Annotated in this window: 19 protein-coding genes; 8 read left to right on the forward strand and 11 right to left on the reverse strand. The window is 70.6% G+C overall.

Annotated elements, in window-relative coordinates:
• The 7 genes from V8688_RS15845 to V8688_RS15875 form a co-directional block, all read right to left on the reverse strand.
• Positions 1-406, reverse strand: a 406-nt coding sequence (locus V8688_RS15845; RefSeq protein WP_342801125.1) for a hypothetical protein, incomplete at its 3' end; no start/stop codon positions are given.
• The gene (locus V8688_RS15850; protein ID WP_342801138.1) at positions 399-1,676 is read right to left on the reverse strand and encodes an ArsA family ATPase; all 1,278 of its coding nucleotides are present in this window, start codon (positions 1,674-1,676) and stop codon (positions 399-401) included. The genes V8688_RS15850 and V8688_RS15845, both read right to left, overlap by 8 nt.
• Positions 1,673-2,110, reverse strand: coding sequence for an SRPBCC family protein (locus V8688_RS15855; protein WP_218717271.1), 438 nt, complete (start codon positions 2,108-2,110; stop codon positions 1,673-1,675). Before V8688_RS15855 ends, V8688_RS15850 begins: the two co-directional genes overlap by 4 nt.
• Positions 2,111-2,160: 50 nt before the next feature.
• Positions 2,161-2,556 (reverse strand): polyketide cyclase / dehydrase and lipid transport, encoded by a 396-nt coding sequence (locus tag V8688_RS15860; protein WP_218717270.1) that lies wholly within the window; start codon positions 2,554-2,556, stop codon positions 2,161-2,163.
• A gap of 43 nt (positions 2,557-2,599) precedes the next feature.
• Positions 2,600-3,727: a glycosyltransferase family 4 protein gene (locus V8688_RS15865; RefSeq protein ID WP_316573305.1), complete on the reverse strand. Its 1,128-nt coding sequence runs from the start codon at positions 3,725-3,727 to the stop codon at positions 2,600-2,602.
• 69 nt (positions 3,728-3,796) lie between these two features.
• Positions 3,797-4,810, reverse strand: coding sequence for a hypothetical protein (locus V8688_RS15870; protein WP_342801126.1), 1,014 nt, complete (start codon positions 4,808-4,810; stop codon positions 3,797-3,799).
• 7 nt (positions 4,811-4,817) lie between these two features.
• Positions 4,818-5,378: an NlpC/P60 family protein gene (locus V8688_RS15875; RefSeq protein ID WP_342801127.1), complete on the reverse strand. Its 561-nt coding sequence runs from the start codon at positions 5,376-5,378 to the stop codon at positions 4,818-4,820.
• Between the two features lie 64 nt (positions 5,379-5,442).
• Here V8688_RS15875 and V8688_RS15880 point away from each other — a divergent pair, with 64 nt between their 5' ends.
• Positions 5,443-5,640, forward strand: a complete 198-nt coding sequence (locus tag V8688_RS15880) for a hypothetical protein (RefSeq protein WP_342801128.1) — start codon at positions 5,443-5,445, stop codon at positions 5,638-5,640.
• Positions 5,641-6,207: 567 nt separating this feature from the next.
• On the opposite strand, the gene V8688_RS15885 is transcribed toward V8688_RS15880, so the two are convergent.
• A complete protein-coding gene (locus V8688_RS15885; RefSeq protein WP_218717266.1) occupies positions 6,208-6,777 on the reverse strand; it encodes a C40 family peptidase in 570 nt (189 codons plus the stop codon).
• Between the two features lie 654 nt (positions 6,778-7,431).
• Between V8688_RS15885 and V8688_RS15890 the strand changes: the two genes are divergently transcribed.
• The 3 genes from V8688_RS15890 (at position 7,432) to V8688_RS15900 (ending at position 10,191) form a co-directional block, all read left to right on the forward strand.
• Positions 7,432-9,288, forward strand: a complete 1,857-nt coding sequence (locus V8688_RS15890; protein ID WP_342801129.1) for a DEDD exonuclease domain-containing protein — start codon at positions 7,432-7,434, stop codon at positions 9,286-9,288.
• A 71-nt stretch (positions 9,289-9,359) separates the two neighbouring features.
• Complete coding sequence (locus tag V8688_RS15895; RefSeq protein ID WP_218717264.1) at positions 9,360-9,911, forward strand: hypothetical protein; 552 nt, start codon at positions 9,360-9,362, stop codon at positions 9,909-9,911.
• A gap of 4 nt (positions 9,912-9,915) precedes the next feature.
• On the forward strand, positions 9,916-10,191 hold the full coding sequence (locus tag V8688_RS15900) for an Lrp/AsnC ligand binding domain-containing protein (protein ID WP_218717263.1): 276 nt from the start codon (positions 9,916-9,918) through the stop codon (positions 10,189-10,191).
• Between the two features lie 13 nt (positions 10,192-10,204).
• Here the strand turns inward: V8688_RS15900 and trpD are convergent, their stop codons facing one another.
• Positions 10,205-11,266 carry an anthranilate phosphoribosyltransferase gene (gene trpD, locus V8688_RS15905; RefSeq protein ID WP_218717276.1) on the reverse strand — a complete coding sequence of 354 codons (1,062 nt, stop codon included), beginning with the start codon at positions 11,264-11,266 and terminating at the stop codon, positions 10,205-10,207.
• Between the two features lie 89 nt (positions 11,267-11,355).
• A complete protein-coding gene (locus tag V8688_RS15910; protein WP_316573308.1) occupies positions 11,356-11,775 on the reverse strand; it encodes a hypothetical protein in 420 nt (139 codons plus the stop codon).
• A gap of 179 nt (positions 11,776-11,954) precedes the next feature.
• Between V8688_RS15910 and V8688_RS15915 the strand changes: the two genes are divergently transcribed.
• Genes V8688_RS15915 through V8688_RS15930 form a run of 4 tightly spaced genes read left to right on the forward strand, consistent with a single transcriptional unit; the run spans position 11,955 to position 16,244 of the window.
• On the forward strand, positions 11,955-12,566 hold the full coding sequence (locus V8688_RS15915) for a heme-copper oxidase subunit III (protein WP_218717261.1): 612 nt from the start codon (positions 11,955-11,957) through the stop codon (positions 12,564-12,566).
• A 56-nt stretch (positions 12,567-12,622) separates the two neighbouring features.
• On the forward strand, positions 12,623-13,486 hold the full coding sequence (locus V8688_RS15920) for a cytochrome c (RefSeq protein WP_218717260.1): 864 nt from the start codon (positions 12,623-12,625) through the stop codon (positions 13,484-13,486).
• Positions 13,483-14,622, forward strand: a complete 1,140-nt coding sequence (locus V8688_RS15925) for a ubiquinol-cytochrome c reductase iron-sulfur subunit (protein WP_255587357.1) — start codon at positions 13,483-13,485, stop codon at positions 14,620-14,622. Before V8688_RS15920 ends, V8688_RS15925 begins: the two co-directional genes overlap by 4 nt.
• Positions 14,619-16,244 carry a cytochrome bc complex cytochrome b subunit gene (locus tag V8688_RS15930; protein ID WP_218717259.1) on the forward strand — a complete coding sequence of 542 codons (1,626 nt, stop codon included), beginning with the start codon at positions 14,619-14,621 and terminating at the stop codon, positions 16,242-16,244. Before V8688_RS15925 ends, V8688_RS15930 begins: the two co-directional genes overlap by 4 nt.
• A gap of 70 nt (positions 16,245-16,314) precedes the next feature.
• Here V8688_RS15930 and V8688_RS15935 read toward each other — a convergent pair whose 3' ends face one another.
• Complete coding sequence (locus V8688_RS15935) at positions 16,315-16,812, reverse strand: polyadenylate-specific 3'-exoribonuclease AS (protein WP_218717274.1); 498 nt, start codon at positions 16,810-16,812, stop codon at positions 16,315-16,317.
• Positions 16,813-16,861: the final 49 nt, after the last annotated feature.

The following is a 16,861-nucleotide window of genomic DNA, read 5'->3' on the forward strand; positions in this document are numbered from 1 at the left end:
CGTCGGCGTCGGGGGCCGGCCGGGCGTCGGTGGCGCCGTGCTGGTGCGGCCACGCGGGGTCGTGCGAATCATGGTGTCCGGCAGCGTGTTCGGCCCACTCCGGCGGCAGGACCGGCTCCACGGGGACACCGGCGAGCGCCTCGCGCAGCACCGTCACCATCGAGGTGCCGTGCTCGGCGAGGGCGGCGACCACGTCGTGGTGTTCGCCGCGCACCAGCGCCGCGGCCGCGCAGACCGGGCACCAGGCGCAGCCGCCGAGATCGGCCTGCCCGTCGGCGGCGGTGCGGCGCAGCACCGGTTCGACTCTGGCCAGCAGCACTTCGGCCAGCAGCCGCAGCTCCTCGGTGAACTCGGCGAAGCCGTCGGGGTGGTGGCCGCGGCGGTCGGACTGGGCGTCACTACTCATCTGCGGTGGCCTTCGTGTAGTTCGGATCGGCGGGCCAGACCTGCGGATCGGGCCGGAAGCGGACCACCAGATGACCGTCGTCGAGCTCGGCGCCCGCCACCGTGCAGCGTTGCAGCACCGGCGCGAGCCGTACGCGCGTGCGCACCCCGTCGGCTCCCACGATCAGATCGTCCTCCACTCGGCCCAGCCGCAAGGTGCCGGGATCGACTACCGGCAGCCGCATCCGCATCGCGTACACGGAGTCGACACCGGAGCCCGACTCCCATCGAACCATCGGTTCGCCCGATCGCGCGCTCTGAGCGTGCGGGCCGGGCAGCGTGTCGACCGCGTAGGAGAACGCCGAGAGCGAACTCAGACCCGCCGGCTCGGCGCCCGCGTGCTGGGCGATCAGGATCGGGACATCGGTGATCTGCTCGTGCAGCCGCGCCACCACCTCGAGCTGCTCGGCGCGACGGTTGAGATACCAGTGCACGGCCGGATGGGCGTTCTCGCCGGGCGGCGGCACCTGCGGCAGCACCTTGTTCACCACCACCGCGTCCAGCCGCAGACCGAGCAGCGCGGCCGCCGAACGCACGCGCCGGGACTCGGCGACGGCTACCTGCTCGGGACCGGTGATCAGCCGGGCGCTGGTGCGGGTGCGGTCGGCGAGCAGGTCGCGAACCCCGGTGACCGCGGCGACGATCCGTTCGACCGTGGCCGCCAGCACCGCTTTGCGCAGATCGGGGCCGATCGCGCTCATCGTGCGTTCGTGGCGCGGCCAGAGCCGTTCCAGATAGGTGAGCAGGGTGTCCGGCGCGGTGACCAGGCGCAGCATGTCGGCCGAGGGCGGGCAGTCGACGACGATGACGTCCCAGTCGTCCTCCTCGGTGTACTGGGCGATCTCCACCAGCATCAGCAGTTCCTGCACGCCGGGCAGGCCGGTCAGTTCGGCCGGGTCGATCGCGGTCAAGTCGACGCCGTGATCGTGGCCGCCGCCCTTGGCCAGCATCCGCACCACATCGCGGAACCGGTCCTCGAGCAGGGCGAGGGAATCGATCTCGATCACCTCGAGCCCGGGCGCGACCCTGGCCACCCCGGCGACGGTGCCCGGATCGTGCGGGAAACGGAAGCCGAGCGCGTCGCCGAGCGAATGCGCCTGGTCGAGCGAGGCGATCAGCACCCGCTGTCCGGCGCGGGCGTGGGCCATGGCCGTCGCGCAGGCCAGCGTCGTCTTGCCGACACCGCCCTTGCCGACGAACAGTTCGACGCGGGTACCGCCCGGGGCGCTCAGCCCTCGACCCGCTTCTTCAGTTCCTTCAAGGCCGTATCGGTGATCACCTTCTCGGCCTTCCGCTTGAACATGCCGATCATCGGGATGTTCAAGTCGACGGTCAGCTCGTAGACCACCTCGGTGCTGCCGTCGGGCCGTTCGCGCAGTTCGTAGCTGCCGTCCTGGGCCTTCTGCAGGTCACCGCTGAGCAGCCGCCAGCTCACCGCGTGGCCGTCGGCGCGCCAGGTGTAGGCCAGCACGTAGGTGTCCTTGACGACGCCGGCGTCGAGCACGAACCGGGCGGTCGCCGCCCGCCCGGCGGCGTCGGTGTCGAGCACCTCGACCGACTGCGCGGCCGCGACCCATTCCGGATAGGACTCCAGGTCCGCGATGACGGCCATCACCTGCTGCGACGGCGCCTCGATGACGATCGATCTCTGGGTCCGGTCGGCCATGGCGGACAACGGTTCCTTTCGTGCGGGACGAGCAGTCGGTGCCGGTGGCGTCAGGACGCCGCGGCGACCGCGGGCGCGACGCCGGCGGGTCGGCCTGCCTCGAGTCGAGCCTTCAATTCGAACGACATGTGCTTGCCCGCCACCCGGCGGGCCCGATTCGCCGCGGCCAGCGCGCGCGGGGTCAGCGGCTTGGCGGCGGTGGGCTCGGCGTGCAGGAAGTAGTGCAGGATGGCGCCCTCGGGGACGGCCTCCAGCCACACTTCCATGGTCCCGTCCAGCGGGCCCGCCACCGTCCAGCGGATGCCCTTGTCGCCGCGATCCTCCCGCACGTCGAGACGGAGATCGGGCCACCAGCGACGCCAGTTGTTCGTGGCGCTCAGCACGTCGGCGATCGCGGCGGGCGGCGCCGCGAGAAAGGTCTGATCTGCGACCTGGATACTGCTCACCTCGCTGAGCGTAGTGGACGCCACACCGGACGCGGCCGGGGTGTCACCGCAGCAGCTCCCGCAGCCGGGCGCCCTGACGGTCCCAATGCCAGTTCTGTTCCACCCACGCGCGCCCGGCGGCGCCCATGGCGGCCGCCTTGTCGCGGTCGGTGAGCAGTTCGACGAGGGCGTCGCTGATCTGCTCGGCGGAGCGGCCGTGCACGACCAGCCCGGTCTCGCCCTCCCGCACGGTCTCGGGCGCGCCGCCGGAACTGCCCGCCACCACCGGCACCCCGGTGGCCGAGGCCTCCAGGTAGACGATGCCGAGGCCTTCGACATCCAGGCCCGCGCCGCGGGTGCGGCACGGCATCGCGAACACGTCGGCGATGGTGTGGTGGGCGGCGAGCTCGCCCGAGGGCACCCGACCGGTGAACACCACGGAGTCGGAGACCCCGAGCGCCTCGGCCAGCCCCCGCAGCCGGATCTCGTAGGGGCCACCGCCCGCGATCACCAGGACCGCCCCGTCGACGCGTTCACGGATCTCGCTCATCGCCACGATCAGCATGTCCTGGCCCTTGCGCGGGACCAGGCGCGACAGACACAGCACCGTCGGCCGGTCACCGAGGCCGTAGCGAGCGCGCAGTTCGGCGCGCGCGCCCGGGTCGGGCCGGAACTCGGCCGGATCGACGCCCGGCGGCAGGTACTCGAGCGCGGCGCGCGGACCGAACGCCGAGGCGAACCGGCCCCGGGTGTACTTGCTGACATAGGTGACGACGTCGGTGTTCTCGCCGATCGAGCGCAGCACCTGCCGCGCGCCCGGCAGCATCGACCAGCCCACCTCGTGGCCGTGGGTGCTGGCCAGGATGCGCTCGGCACCCGCGCGGCGCAGCATCGGCGCCATCGCCGCCAGCGGCGCGGCCGCGCCGAACCACACGGTGTCGCAGTCGTGTTCGCGCAGCAGCTTGCCCGCGCGCTTGATCACCCCCGGCGTCGGCAGCATGAGGGTCGTCGGATGGCGAACGACGCGGAACTTCTGCGCGGCGTCGAACTTCTCGTGGCTGTCACCACGCCAGCGCGGCGCGTAGACGACCAGGTCGTCGGGCGGCAGCTGCTCGGCCAGCGCGTGCAGATAGGACTGGATGCCGCCCGGCCGAGGCGGGAAATCGTTGGTAACCAGCAGAGTTCGGGCCATAAGTGAACAACCTAATAGGTGAGTGTCACGGAGTGACTCGATGAGGGGTGGTGGTCGGGCGACGGGTGGTCAGACGGCGCGGCCCCGTAACCAGGCGCGCCAGCCGTCGAGCAGGTCGGTGCGCGAGGTGCCGAGTACGGCGGCGAAGGCGGCGTCCTGGGCCGCGGCGGACTGCGGGCCGGTCGCGAGCCGCTTGTACAGCGTGGTGAGGGCGGCCGGGCCGTAGCGGTCGGCGAGGAAGGCGCAGGCACTCCAGGCCGATTCGTAGGCGTAGGGGGCGTCGGTGCCGGTGAAGTCGGCGTCACCGATCAGATCGGTGGGCAGGGCGCCCGCGCGCAGCCGGGTGGTCAGCGTGGGGGCGATCTGGGAGAAGGTGCTGGCACTCGTGCGCTGGGCGACGTACTCGGCGTAGCCCTCGACCAGCCACAGCGGCGCGCCGTCGGCGGTGGCCGCCCTGGTCGCGATGTGGGTCAGTTCGTGGCGCAGCAGCGTCGCCATGCCCTCGTCGCCGACGCGGCGGCGGGCGTCGGGATTGAACACGATCCGCTGATCGGTCGGCCGGGTGCCGGGCGCGTAGGAGCCGGTGAGCGACACCGCGGCCACATCGGCACCGGTCGAGGCGCCCGCCGCCCTGGTGAGCGCGGTGAACTCGGTGGGCGTGCCCGCGACGACGATCACCGGTGCGCGATTCCAGTCGGTGCCCCAGGTGGTGCTCACGTCGGCGATCGCCGGGGCGAGTTCCTGCTCGAGGACGTCGACGTCGGTGCGGTGGCCGGAGTGGGCGACCACGAGCGCGTCGGCCTCGTCGCCCGCGGCGACCCGGCGCACCAGGATCGGCCCGAACGGCTGCAGCTCGCGGCGGACCGGGGTCAGCCGGGGGTCGTCGATGCCCTCGGTGGTGTCGAGTACCTCGGCCTCGTCGGTGGCCAGCTGTAGCGGACCGGCGTTGCGCGGCACCAGGATCAGTGCGACGCACGCCCCGGTCAACAGCGTGACCGAGGCGAGCGTGAGCGCGAATTCGAGGCGGCCGTTGGCCGAGAACCAGGATCGTAGGCCGGAGGTACGGCGGGACGGATCGGTCACCGCCGGCTCAGTATCGCCGGGCCGAGTGGAAGGGGGTGGTGTTGATCGGCGCGACGGCCACCGGGACACCGAAGGTGGAGGCGTGCACCATCATGCCGTTGCCCGCGTAGATCCCGACGTGGGAGATCTCGGGATAGAACAGCACGACGTCGCCGGGCTGCAGGTCGTCCTTGGCCACCGGGGTGCCGAAGTTCGCCTGCTGGGAGCTGGTGCGCGGGACGTTCTTGCCCACCTGCTTGAAGGCCCACTGCACGAGCCCGGAGCAGTCGAACTGGTCGGGACCGGTGGCGCCCCAGACATACGGGTCGCCGATGCGGGTCAGGGCGGCGGCCAGCGCGCTGGTGCCGCTGCCGGGGACCAGGCCCTGCAGCAGGGAGTCGCGGTCGAAGCCGGGCGGGAAGGGGGAACCGGCCAGGGTCGACTTGTCCTTGGCCGAGAGCGCGCCCCAGGCCTCGACGACCTGGGTGGTGGCCAGGCTGAGATCGTGGCGCTTGCGGTCGACGTCGGCGCGCACGGCCTCGGCGGCCGCGGTCGCGGCGCGGGCGGTGTCGGCGGCCGCGCGGGTCACCGATTCGGCGGCGGTGGCCNGCGCCCCAGGCCTCGACGACCTGGGTGGTGGCCAGGCTGAGATCGTGGCGCTTGCGGTCGACGTCGGCGCGCACGGCCTCGGCGGCCGCGGTCGCGGCGCGGGCGGTGTCGGCGGCCGCGCGGGTCACCGATTCGGCGGCGGTGGCCGCGTCGGCGGCCTTCTTGAACTGGCGCACGCTGTCGGCGGTCTGCTGCGCGAGCACGTCCAGCGTGGACATCTTGTCCAGCAGCTGCTGCGGTGAATTGCTCGACAGCACCGCGAACATGCGATCGGTGCGGGCGCCGGTGTAGGTGGCGATCGCGGTGCGATCGATCATCGGCTGGAACTTGCGGACCTCGGCGCGGGCGGCGTCGGCGACGGCGGTGCTGGCGGCCAGCTTGTCGTCGGCCTCGCGCTGCACGGCCCATTTGGCGTCGAGATCGGACTGCGCGTCGAGCGAGGCCTGGTTGAGCACCTCGGCCTGCCGGGAGAGGTCGATCATCCGGGCGATGGCGTCACCGGCGGTGGTCGGCAGGGCGATCGGGTCGGCGAGGGCGGGGCCCGCGGCGTAGGTGGCGCACACCAGGATCGCGGCGGACATGGCTCCGGCGATGCCCCGCGCAACGCGTGGGTTCCGGTGGTGGTCAGTCACAGTGCGCCGTGCCCCGTTCTCTCGATGTCCGCCGATGCAGCGCCTTACCCGAACCGGATCCTCTCGTCCGGCGAGAAGGTCTCGATCAGGTTACGGAACCGCGTATGCCCGTGTCCAGTAGGCCACGGAGGGGTCACGGTGCGCCCTTCCCCGCGAACGACGCACCGTACCCGTCGATCAGAAGCGGCGAGCGCCCGCGAACGGCATCGAGGAGATCGGCGCCAGTTGGACCGGGGTGCCCGAGGTCGAGGCGTGCACGACGTTGCCGTCGCCCGCGTACAGACCCGAGTGGCCGCCGCCGTAGAACGACACGAGGTCGCCGGGCTGCAGGCTGTCGAGGGAGACCGGGGTGCCTGCGCCGAGCTGGGCGCCGCTGGTGCGCGGCAGCTCCATGCCGGCCTGCCGGTAGGCCCACTGGACCAGGCCCGAGCAGTCGAAGGCGTCCGGGCCGGCGGCGCCGTAGACGTAGGGGGAGCCGACCTTGCTCAGCGCGGCATCGAGGGCGATGTCGGCGGCGGTGGCGCGCGGCGCGGTGAAGGCCTGCGGGACCGAGGGGGTCTCGATGCCGGGGATGCCCTGCGGCAGCGGGATCTCGTTGGGCACCTCGAAGGTGCCGATACCGGGGACAGTGACCGGCGTCGCCGACGCGGGAGCGGCCGGCAGGAGGAACGCGCCGATGGTGGCAGCGCCGACGGCTCCGGCGGCAACGGCTCGCTGCGCCTGACGCTTGACGGTGTTGGTCGCCATGATGCGGGTACTTCCAATCTGCCCCACGACGCCGGGTCCGTATGACGCGGCGGGCTTCATCCCGTTGAACCGTTCGTGGCCGTGGGGACTCCGTGAGGTCTCGAAAAGGTTACGAAGACATCACGGTGGTTTGTAAAGTCGGACATCGGTCCGAAAGGCAATTCGGGAGATCTGCCCGAACTTTGTGTGCGAGCTGCGTCACACCAATCACGAAACGATAACGCCAGGTCGACTTCGGGCGGCTTCCGGACTGCCGCCCGGCGCGTCGTGGACGGCTTGTTCACGGCCTATTGGTCTACCACTAGGGGTGAACCCCCAGGTCGCCTCCGCGCGTCGACCCTCGAACCGGTCGGTCGACCAAGCGTGCCCGCGGGCGGCGCGCCGCCCGCTCCGGCGGCCGCCGATCGGTAATCGGTCTTACCCGATGAAATTCGGCCCGGTCATGTGATGTTCGGCAAACTGTGAGCCCGGTCTCATTCGGGTCTGATCAAGGTCATTTTGTTCGCATCGGAACGAAAGTCTCGCGGCGAATGGCCGGGCGCGGGCTTCTCGGCGGCGCCCGGCGAACCGGTTCCCGTGCGGCGCGCGAGGGCCGGCGCGGAACCGGGTTCGGCGACGGCGAGCGTGTCGTACCCCCGTCCTACGCTGCTCGCCGTGCCCGATCCCGTTCCGCTCCCGGCCGCCGCGCGTCAGCTGGCGTTCGACGAACTCGACACACCGCTCTACGACACCACCTTCGTCGTCGTCGACCTGGAAACGACCGGGACCAGCCCGGACGGGGACTCCATCACCGAGATCGGGGCGGTGAAGGTACGCGGGGGAGAAGTGCTGGGGGAGTTCGCGACTCTGGTGAATCCGGGATTCGCGATCCCGCCCGCGATCGTGCAGATCACCGGGATCACCACGGCGATGGTGTACGAGGCGCCGCGGATCGAGGCGGTGCTGCCGGGTTTCCTCGAGTTCGCCGCCGGCGCGGTCCTGGTGGCGCACAACGCCCGTTTCGACACCGCCTTCCTCAAGGCCGCCGCCGCCCGGCAGGACATCGCCTGGCCGAATCCGCAGGTGCTGTGCACGGTCAAGCTCGCCCGGCGGGTGCTGACCCGCGACGAGGCGCCCTCGGCCCGGCTCGGCGTGCTCGCCCAGATCCTGGGCGCCTCGACCACACCGACGCATCGCGCCCTCGACGACGCCCGCGCTACCGTCGACGTGCTGCACGCCCTGATCGGCCGGGTCGGCAACCAGGGCGTGCACAGCCTGACCGAGCTGCTCGACTATCTGCCCGGGGTGACCGGAACCCAGCGCGCCAAGCGCGTTTTCGCCGGTGATCTGCCGACCGCGCCCGGTGTCTACCTGTTCCGTGGGCCGTCCGACGAAGTCCTCTATATAGGGACGGCTGTCAACCTGCGCCGCCGTGTCCGCACCTACTTCACCGGTTCGGAGACCCGCGGCCGGATGAAAGAGATGGTGGCCCTGGCGATCCGGGTCGACCATGTGGTGTGCGCGCACGGTCTGGAAGCGGGGGTGCGGGAGTTGCGCCTGCTGGCCGCGCACGCGCCGCCCTACAACCGCCGCTCGAAATTCCCCCGGCGCGGCTGGTGGCTCACCCTCAGCGACGAAGCCTTCCCCCGGCTCACCACGGTGCGCACACCCACGCGAACGGCATTGGGGCCGTTCGGTTCCCGCGCCGATGCCGTCGATGTGGCGGCGACGATCGCCGAGTTCGCCGGCCTGCGGACCTGCGCCACCCGGCTCACCCGCGCGGCGCGACACACCTGCCCGCCCGCCGTCGTCGGCGGTTGCCCGGCCGCACGCCCCGAGGTCGACCTGGACGCCACCGGCTACGCCCCGGCCGTGGACGCGGTGCGCGACCTGCTCGCGGGTCGCTCGGACGCGCTGCTGCGCGCCATGCTCGACCGCATCGAAACCCACTCCACCGCTGAGCATTTCGAGGCCGCCGCCCGCCTGCGCGACCGCGCCGCCGCCGTCGTCACCATGCTGCACCGCACCCAGCGTCTCGCCGCGCTGGCCCGGCTCGCGGAACTGATCGTCGCCCTGCCCGACGGCGCGGGCGGCTGGGAGTTCTCGGTGATCCGCTACGGCCGCCTCGCCGCCGCGGGCACCGCCCGGCGCGGCACCCCGCCCATGGCGGTCGTCGACCAGATCGTCGCGGCCGCCGAGACCGTCCTCCCGGACCTGGGCGACGCGGCGACCACCGGCCGCATCCGTTCGGCCACCGCCGCGCCCGGCATGGACGCCCCGTCCGCCCACGATGCCCTGTTCGCCTGCGCGACCCCGCCCGACGACGACATTCCCCCGTTGCGCGGCGCCCCTCCCGAGGAGGTCGGCGTCATCGCCCGCTGGCTGGCCAAGCCCGGCGTCCGCATCGTCCGCACCAGCGAGGGCTATCGCGAACCCCTGCACGGCGCGGCCCGCTGGAAAGGCTGGGCCCAGCTGGCCCGCACCGCCGCCACCACGGTCGGCCCGGGGGAGCAGTACCTGGCCGAACGGTGACCGCGGGCCCGGAGGATCATGGAACCGCCTGTCACGCCCCGGTGACGGCGGGAGAGAGGGCGAAGGCGCGAATGTTCGTGAAGGTGTGCGGTCTGACCACCGAGGAACAGATCGACTGGGCCGTCGAGCTCGGCTACTCCGCGATCGGCGTCATGGCCACGCCCAAGAGCAAGCGGTACCGCACGCCCGCGCAGGCCCGTGCCCTCGCCGACTACGCGCGCGGCCGGATCACCACCTTCGTCGTGGCCCTGGCGGCCGCCGAGGTCACCGAGGTGGCCGACGCCTTCGACGTCGTCCAGCTCTATCAGTGGGCCGACCTGCCCAACCTCGCGTTCTGCTCGTCCACGCCGCCCGCGCCCGAGCAGACCAGCGAGTACTTCTTCTACGACGCCAGCGCGGGCTCCGGGATCTTCGAGGAGTTCCCGGACTGGGTGCGCGCGCTGCCCGGCAAGGTGGTGCTGGCCGGCGGGCTCGATGCCGGCAATGTCGCCGAGACCATCGCCCGGCACCGCCCGTACGGCGTCGACGTGTCCAGTTCGGTGGAATCGGCGCCCGGGGTGAAGAGCCTGGAGCTGATGCGCCGGTTCAAAGCGGCCACCGAGCGGCCCGAAGTTCTAGGCTGATCCCATGATTACCGCGATCGTGCTGATCCAGGCCGAGAACTCTCGTATCCCCGAGACCGCGCAGGCTCTCGCCGACACCGCCGGAGTCGCCGAGGTGTACTCCTGCGCCGGTGACGTCGATCTGATCGCGATCGTGCGGGTGCGCGATCACGAGCGCATCGCCGAGGTCGTCACCAGCGGCATCGACAAGGTCCCCGGCGTAGTGCGCACCACCACCCACATCGCCTTCAAGTCGTACTCGAGCGCCGACGTGGAAGCCGGATTCTCGCTGGGGGAGTGAGGCTTTCGCGCGTTCAGGACTCGTCGAGGACCTGGGTGAGCTCGGCCCAGCTCTGCAACAGCTTCGCCGCCGCGCCGCTGTCCACCGCGGCGGCGGCGCGCTCGAGCCCGCCGGTCAGGGCGGCGTCCAGATCCAGGTCGACGTCGCCCGCGCCGCGCGAGAGGTCGTAGGCGACGATCGCGGCCGCCGAGTTGAGCAGCACCGCGTCGCGCACCGCGCCCGGCGCGCCGGCGAACATCTCGCGCGCGATCCCCGCGTTGGCCACGGCGTCACCGCCGCGCAGCGCGTCCAGGTCCACCCGAGGGATGCCGAGGCGGGTCGGATCGAGCACGGTCTGCCGGATCCGCCCGCCGCTGACCACCCACACGTCGGTGACGTCGGAGGTCGTGATCTCGTCGAGTCCGTCGCGTCCGCGCACCACCAGCGCACTCGCGCCACGCTCGGCGAACACCCCGGCGATGACCGGCGCCAGGTCGGCGAAGGCGCAGCCGATCAGGCCTGCGCGCGGCTGCGCGGGGTTGGTGAGCGGGCCGAGCACGTTGAACACGGTCGGGATGCCGATCTCCTTGCGCGCCGGACCAGCGAAACGCAGCCCCGAGTGGAACAGCGGCGCGAAACAGAAGCCGATCCCGGCCTCGCGCACCGACCGCGCCACCGACTCCGGGCCCAGCGCCAGCTTCACGCCCAGCGCCTCGAGCACGTCGGCGCCGCCCGCCTTGGACGACGCGGCCCGGTTGCCGTGCTTGACCACCGGCACCCCGGCGGCCGCCACGACCACCGAGGACATGGTGGAGATGTTGACCGACCCGGAGCGGTCACCGCCGGTGCCGACGATGTCGACCGCGTCGCCGTCGACGTGCACCAGGCGGGCGTGCCCGAGCATGCCCGCGACCATCCCCGCCAGTTCGGTGGGGGTGGGGCCCTTGATCTTCATGGCGACGCCGAAAGCCGCGATCTGGGCGGCGGTGGCATTGTCGGTGAAGATCTCGTCGATCACCCAGGTCGTGTCGTCCGCGGCCAGGTCGCCGCCGTCGGCGAGGGTTCCGAGCACCTGGGGCCAGCTGCGCACGCTCATCTGCTCCGCATCTCCGTTCGACATCGCCATCGCGCAACTCTGATCGGGCGCGGCGGGGTAGCGCAAGCCTATTGCGCCGTTGGCTGAGTTTACGGCGCGGGACGCGGCGGTTGCAGCGCGTCCCAGCCGTCGGCGACGCCGTCGTGGCGCTGCGCGAGCCCGGCCATCCGCGATCGCTCCTGCGAACAGGTCAGCGGATCGAGGCGCTGCACCCGCTGCAACACGACCGGCACCAGCTCGCCCGCGGTGGTGTCCACGGCCTCGGCCCGCGCGTAGCCGTCGTAACCGGCGATCTCGGCGGCCTCGTCGATCCGGTCCGCGGGCAGGCGCAGGTGGTGGCGCAGGACCGCGTCGGCGTCCCGGTCGAGCTCGGAGGCCCGGTCCAGCGCCGCCGAGCAGGCTTCGGCGTCGTCGAAACTCGCCGCGACCACGACGAGATCGGTCCGCGCGGGGTCGAGCGACTCGCCCTGCCCGCCGAACAACCGCCGCCACATCCGCACCACGACCATCGCCGCCTCCTCGTCTCAGGTTATCCACATCCAACGCTGTCACAATGGGTCGTCACGTGATCGTCGCCAACACGCCGACGGAGGTCGTAGACCCCCTCTGTGCGTGGGTTTTCCGACTCCCGCGACAAACTTTCGTACCCGGGTACAGCTGTCGTACTACGAAGAGTCATACTTACCCCGTGACGACCGCAGTAGGCACCCCAGGATCGGCCATTACTCAGCGTGTGCATTCGCTGAACCGGCCCAACATGGTCAGCGTCGGAACCATCATCTGGCTGTCGAGCGAGCTGATGTTCTTCGCCGGCCTCTTCGCCATGTACTTCGTTGCGCGCGCGCAGGCGCACGGCAACTGGCCCCCGGAGCCGACCGAGCTGAACATGAAGCTCGCCGTTCCGGTGACGGCCGTGCTGGTCGCATCGTCGTTCACATGCCAGATGGGTGTGTTCGCCGCGGAGAAGGGCGACGTGTTCGGCCTCCGTCGCTGGTACATGATCACCCTGCTGATGGGCGCGTTCTTCGTCGCCGGCCAGGGCTACGAGTACTACCACCTGGTGGAGGAGGGGACCTCGATCTCCGGCAGCTCGTACGGCTCGGTCTTCTACATCACCACCGGCTTCCACGGTCTGCACGTGATCGGCGGTCTGATCGCGTTCGTGTTCCTGCTGATCCGCACCACGCTGAGCAAGTTCACGCCCGCCCAGGCCACCGCCGCCATCGTGGTGTCCTACTACTGGCACTTCGTCGACATCGTCTGGATCGGGCTGTTCGCCACGATCTACTTCGTCCGCTAGCGCGCGGGCGCACAGCATTTGCACAAGTCGGTTCCGTCTACTCCAAAGGGACACAGATGAGTTCATCTCCCCCGTCGGCCCCCGAGCCCGCCGGCCCTGACCACGGTCAGGCCACCAAGGCGCGTAAGCAGCGTCGCGTTCGCCGTCGTATCGCGGGTGGCCTCGCGTTGCTGGTTGGTCTGGTCGGAGCCGGCTTCCTCGCCGCGGCACTCACCCCCGCGCCTCAGGTCGCCACCGCGCACGAGGACCAGTCCGCGCTGATCCGCGAGGGCAAGCAGCTCTACGAGACCTCGTGCATCACCTGCCACGGCGCGAACCTGCAGGGTGTCGAGGATCGTGGCCCCAGCCTGATCGGCGTCGGCGAAGCCGCCGTCTACTTCCAGGTGTCCTCCGGCCGCATGCCGATGGTGCGCAACGAGGCCCAGGCCATGCGCAAGCCCGAGAAGTTCGACGCGCATCAGACCGACGCGCTCGGCGCGTTCGTCGCCGCCAACGGCGGTGGCCCCTCGGTGATCCGCGACGCCAACGGCGAGATCGCGCAGGAATCGCTGCGTGGCGACGACATCGCCCGCGGCTCGGAGCTGTTCCGCATGAACTGCGCCTCCTGCCACAACTTCACCGCCCGTGGTGGCGCGCTGTCCGGCGGCAAGTTCGCCCCGCCGCTGGCCGAGGCCAACGAGCAGCAGATCTACGACGCCATGCTCACCGGCCCGCAGAACATGCCGAAGTTCTCCGACCGGCAGCTGACGCCGGAGGAGAAGCGCGACATCGTCGCCTACGTCAAGAACGCCGCGGAAGAGAAGTCGCCCGGCGGCTGGGACCTCGGCGGTTTCGGCCCGGCGACCGAGGGTCTGGCGATCTGGGTTATCGGCATCACCGCCGTGGTGGGTGCCGCGATGTGGATCGGATCTCGCACATGAGTGGACAGGAGCACAACGACATGGGTCGGGAACCGACCGAAGCCGAACTGGACGCGATGACGCGTGACGAGCTGGTCGAGCTCGGTACCGCGCGCGACGGCGTCGACGTCGCGTACCGCGGCGAGCGCTGGCCGGTCCCCGGCACGCGCGCGGAGAAGCGCGCCGAGCGCGCGGTCACGTTCTGGTTCGCCATCTCCGGCCTGGCCGCCGCCGCGCTGATCGGTGTCTTCCTGTTCTGGCCGTGGGAGTGGAAGGGCAACGGCGACGAAGGCCATGCCGCCTACTCGCTGTTCACCCCGCTGGTCGGTCTGACCTTCGGCATCTCGGTGCTGGTCATCGGCATCGCGGTGGTGCTGATCCGCAAGCGGTTCATCCCCGCCGAGATCTCGATCCAGCAGCGCCACGACGGCCCGTCCGACGAGGTCGAGCGCCGCACCCTGGCGGCCGAGCTGCAGGACGCGCTCGACACCTCCACCCTGGGTCGCCGCAAGATGATGCTCGGTACCGCGGGCGCCGGCGTCGGCGTGCTGGGTATCGGCGCGCTGCTGGTGTTCGTCGGCGGCATGGTGAAGAACCCGTGGGCCAAGCGCGACAAGTCGCCGCTGTGGGTCTCGGGCTGGACCCCGGACTTCCCGGGCGAGACCGTCTACATCCGCCGCGACACCGGTCGCCCGCAGGATGTCGTGCTGGTGCGTCCGGAGGACCTGGACGCGGGCGCCATGGAGACCGTCTTCCCGTGGAAGGAGAAGTGGCGCGGCAACGAGCACGAGACGCTGCAGTCGCTGCGCGGCATCCGCAACGCGGTCATGCTGATCCGTCTGCGCACCGCGGACGCGGAGAAGGCCATCAAGCGCAAGGGCCAGGAGAGCTTCAACTACGGCGACTACTTCGCCTACTCGAAGATCTGCACCCACCTCGGCTGCCCCACCTCGCTGTTCGAGCAGCAGACCAACCGCATCCTGTGCCCCTGCCACCAGTCGCAGTTCTCGGCGACCGAGTGGGGTAAGCCGGTCTTCGGTCCGGCCGCCCGCGCGCTCCCGCAGCTGCCGATCACCGTCAACTCCGAGGGCTTCCTGGTCGCCAACGGCGACTTCATCGAGCCGCTCGGCCCGGCCTTCTGGGAGCGTCGTTCATGAGCACTCTGGTGGCGAACCAAGCCAACGAGATGGACGAGCGGTATCGCGCCGCCGCGTTCATGAAGCGGTCGATCAACAAGGTCTTCCCGACCCACTGGTCGTTCCTGCTCGGTGAGATCGCGCTGTACGCGTTCATCATCCTGCTGCTGTCGGGTATCTACCTGACGCTGTACTTCGACCCGTCGATGGCGCACGTGACCTACGACGGCGCCTACCAGCCGCTGCGCGGCGTCGGCATGTCGCGGGCGTACGAGACCGCGCTGAACATCTCCTTCGAGGTGCGCGGCGGTCTGTTCGTCCGGCAGATCCACCACTGGGCGGCCCTGCTGTTCGCGGCATCGATCATCATCCACCTGTTCCGCATCTTCTTCACCGGCGCGTTCCGCAAGCCGCGTGAGGCGAACTGGGTGATCGGCTCGCTGCTGCTGATCCTGGCGATGTTCGAGGGCTTCTTCGGCTACTCGCTGCCCGACGACCTGCTCTCGGGTACCGGTCTGCGCGCCGCGTTCTCGGGTATCACCATCGGTGTCCCGGTCGTCGGTACCTGGCTGCACTGGCTGATGTTCGGCGGTGACTTCCCCGGCGACATCATCATCCCGCGCCTCTACATCGCGCACGTGCTGCTGCTGCCCGGCATCATCCTGGCGCTGATCGGCGCGCACGTCGCGCTGGTCTGGTACCAGAAGCACACCCAGTTCCCCGGCCCCGGCCGGACCGAGAACAACGTGGTCGGCGCGCGCATCGTGCCGGTGTTCGCCGCGGACCAGGGCGCGTTCTTCGCGTTCACCCTCGGCATCGTCGGCATCATGGGCGGCATCCTGCAGATCAACCCGATCTGGAACCTGGGTCCGTACAACCCGTCCCAGGTCTCGGCGGGCTCGCAGCCCGACTTCTACATGATGTGGACCGACGGCATGGCGCGTCTGATGCCGCCGTGGGAGCTCTACCTGGGTCGCTACACGATCCCGGCGGTGTTCTGGGTCGCCCTCGTCATGGGCCTGGTGTTCACGCTGCTGATCGCCTACCCGTGGATCGAGAAGCGCCTCACCGGCGACACCACCGCGCACCACAACCTGCTGCAGCGTCCGCGCGACGTGCCGGTGCGTACCGCTATCGGTGCCATGGCCATCGCGTTCTACGTGGTGCTCACGCTGTCGTGCGTCAACGACATCATCGCGCTGAAGTTCGACATCTCGCTGAACGCGACCACCTGGATCGGTCGTATCGGCGTGCTGCTGCTGCCGCCGCTGGCCTACTTCGTGGCCTACCGGTTCTGCATCGGCCTGCAGCGCAGTGACCGCGCGGTGCTAGAGCACGGCATCGAGACCGGTGTCATCAAGCGCCTGCCGCACGGTGAGTACATCGAGGTGCACCAGCCGCTGGGCCCGGTCGACGACCACGGCCACGCGATCCCGCTGGAGTACCAGGGCGCCCCGGTGCCCAAGAAGATGAACAAGCTGGGTTCGGCGGGCAAGCCGGGCACGGGTAGCTTCCTGCGCCCCGACCCGAAGGCGGAGTCCGACGCCTACTTCGAGAACGAGCACGTCGAGGAGCACAAGATGCTCACGGCCCTCGCCGAGGAGCAGGCCCGCGCCAACGGTGACGAGCCGCACGGTCACTGACCGCGCACCGACGCACACGAGGAAGGCCCCGAGTCGCTACGACTCGGGGCCTTCCTCGTCATCTCGGTCGCTACAGCCGTGGGGTGCGCCGGTAGGCCTCGATCGCCTCGAACTTGGCCAGGTTGTGGCGGGCGTCGGCCAGCGCGTCGTGGGCGTCGTCGGGGATCGGCGGCAGTTCGGGGCTGCCGTGCGCGGCCCAGTGCTGGCGCAGCTCGTTGGTGTAGCGCGGCATGCCCTTGGGCAGCGCGGTCATATCACCCCAGAGCTGGCACAGCGCGACGTGGTCGTAGGCCGAGACCCAGGCCCACAGCTCCGGCTGCACGCTCGGGCGGGGCAGGAAGAACTTGAACAGGTCGTCGCGGATCTGCGCCCTGGTGCGATACAGCGGCGATCCCGCCGGCGGCAACTTCGGCAGCACATGTTTGCGCACCCACGGACCGGCCCGTCCCGCGTCGAATTCGGTGGAGACCGCGTAGTACTCGCGACCGTCCTCGCAGACGACGCCGATCGAGATCAGATCGATCGTGGTGCCGTCCTCGATGAATTCGGAGTCGTAGAAATATCGCAGGGAGATCGCCTCTTCGTGCCGGTGGGCGGCCGTGACCGTCCGAGGAGGA

Source organism: Nocardia sp. No.11, from assembly GCF_038752175.1.
Lineage (GTDB): Bacteria > Actinomycetota > Actinomycetes > Mycobacteriales > Mycobacteriaceae > Nocardia > Nocardia canadensis.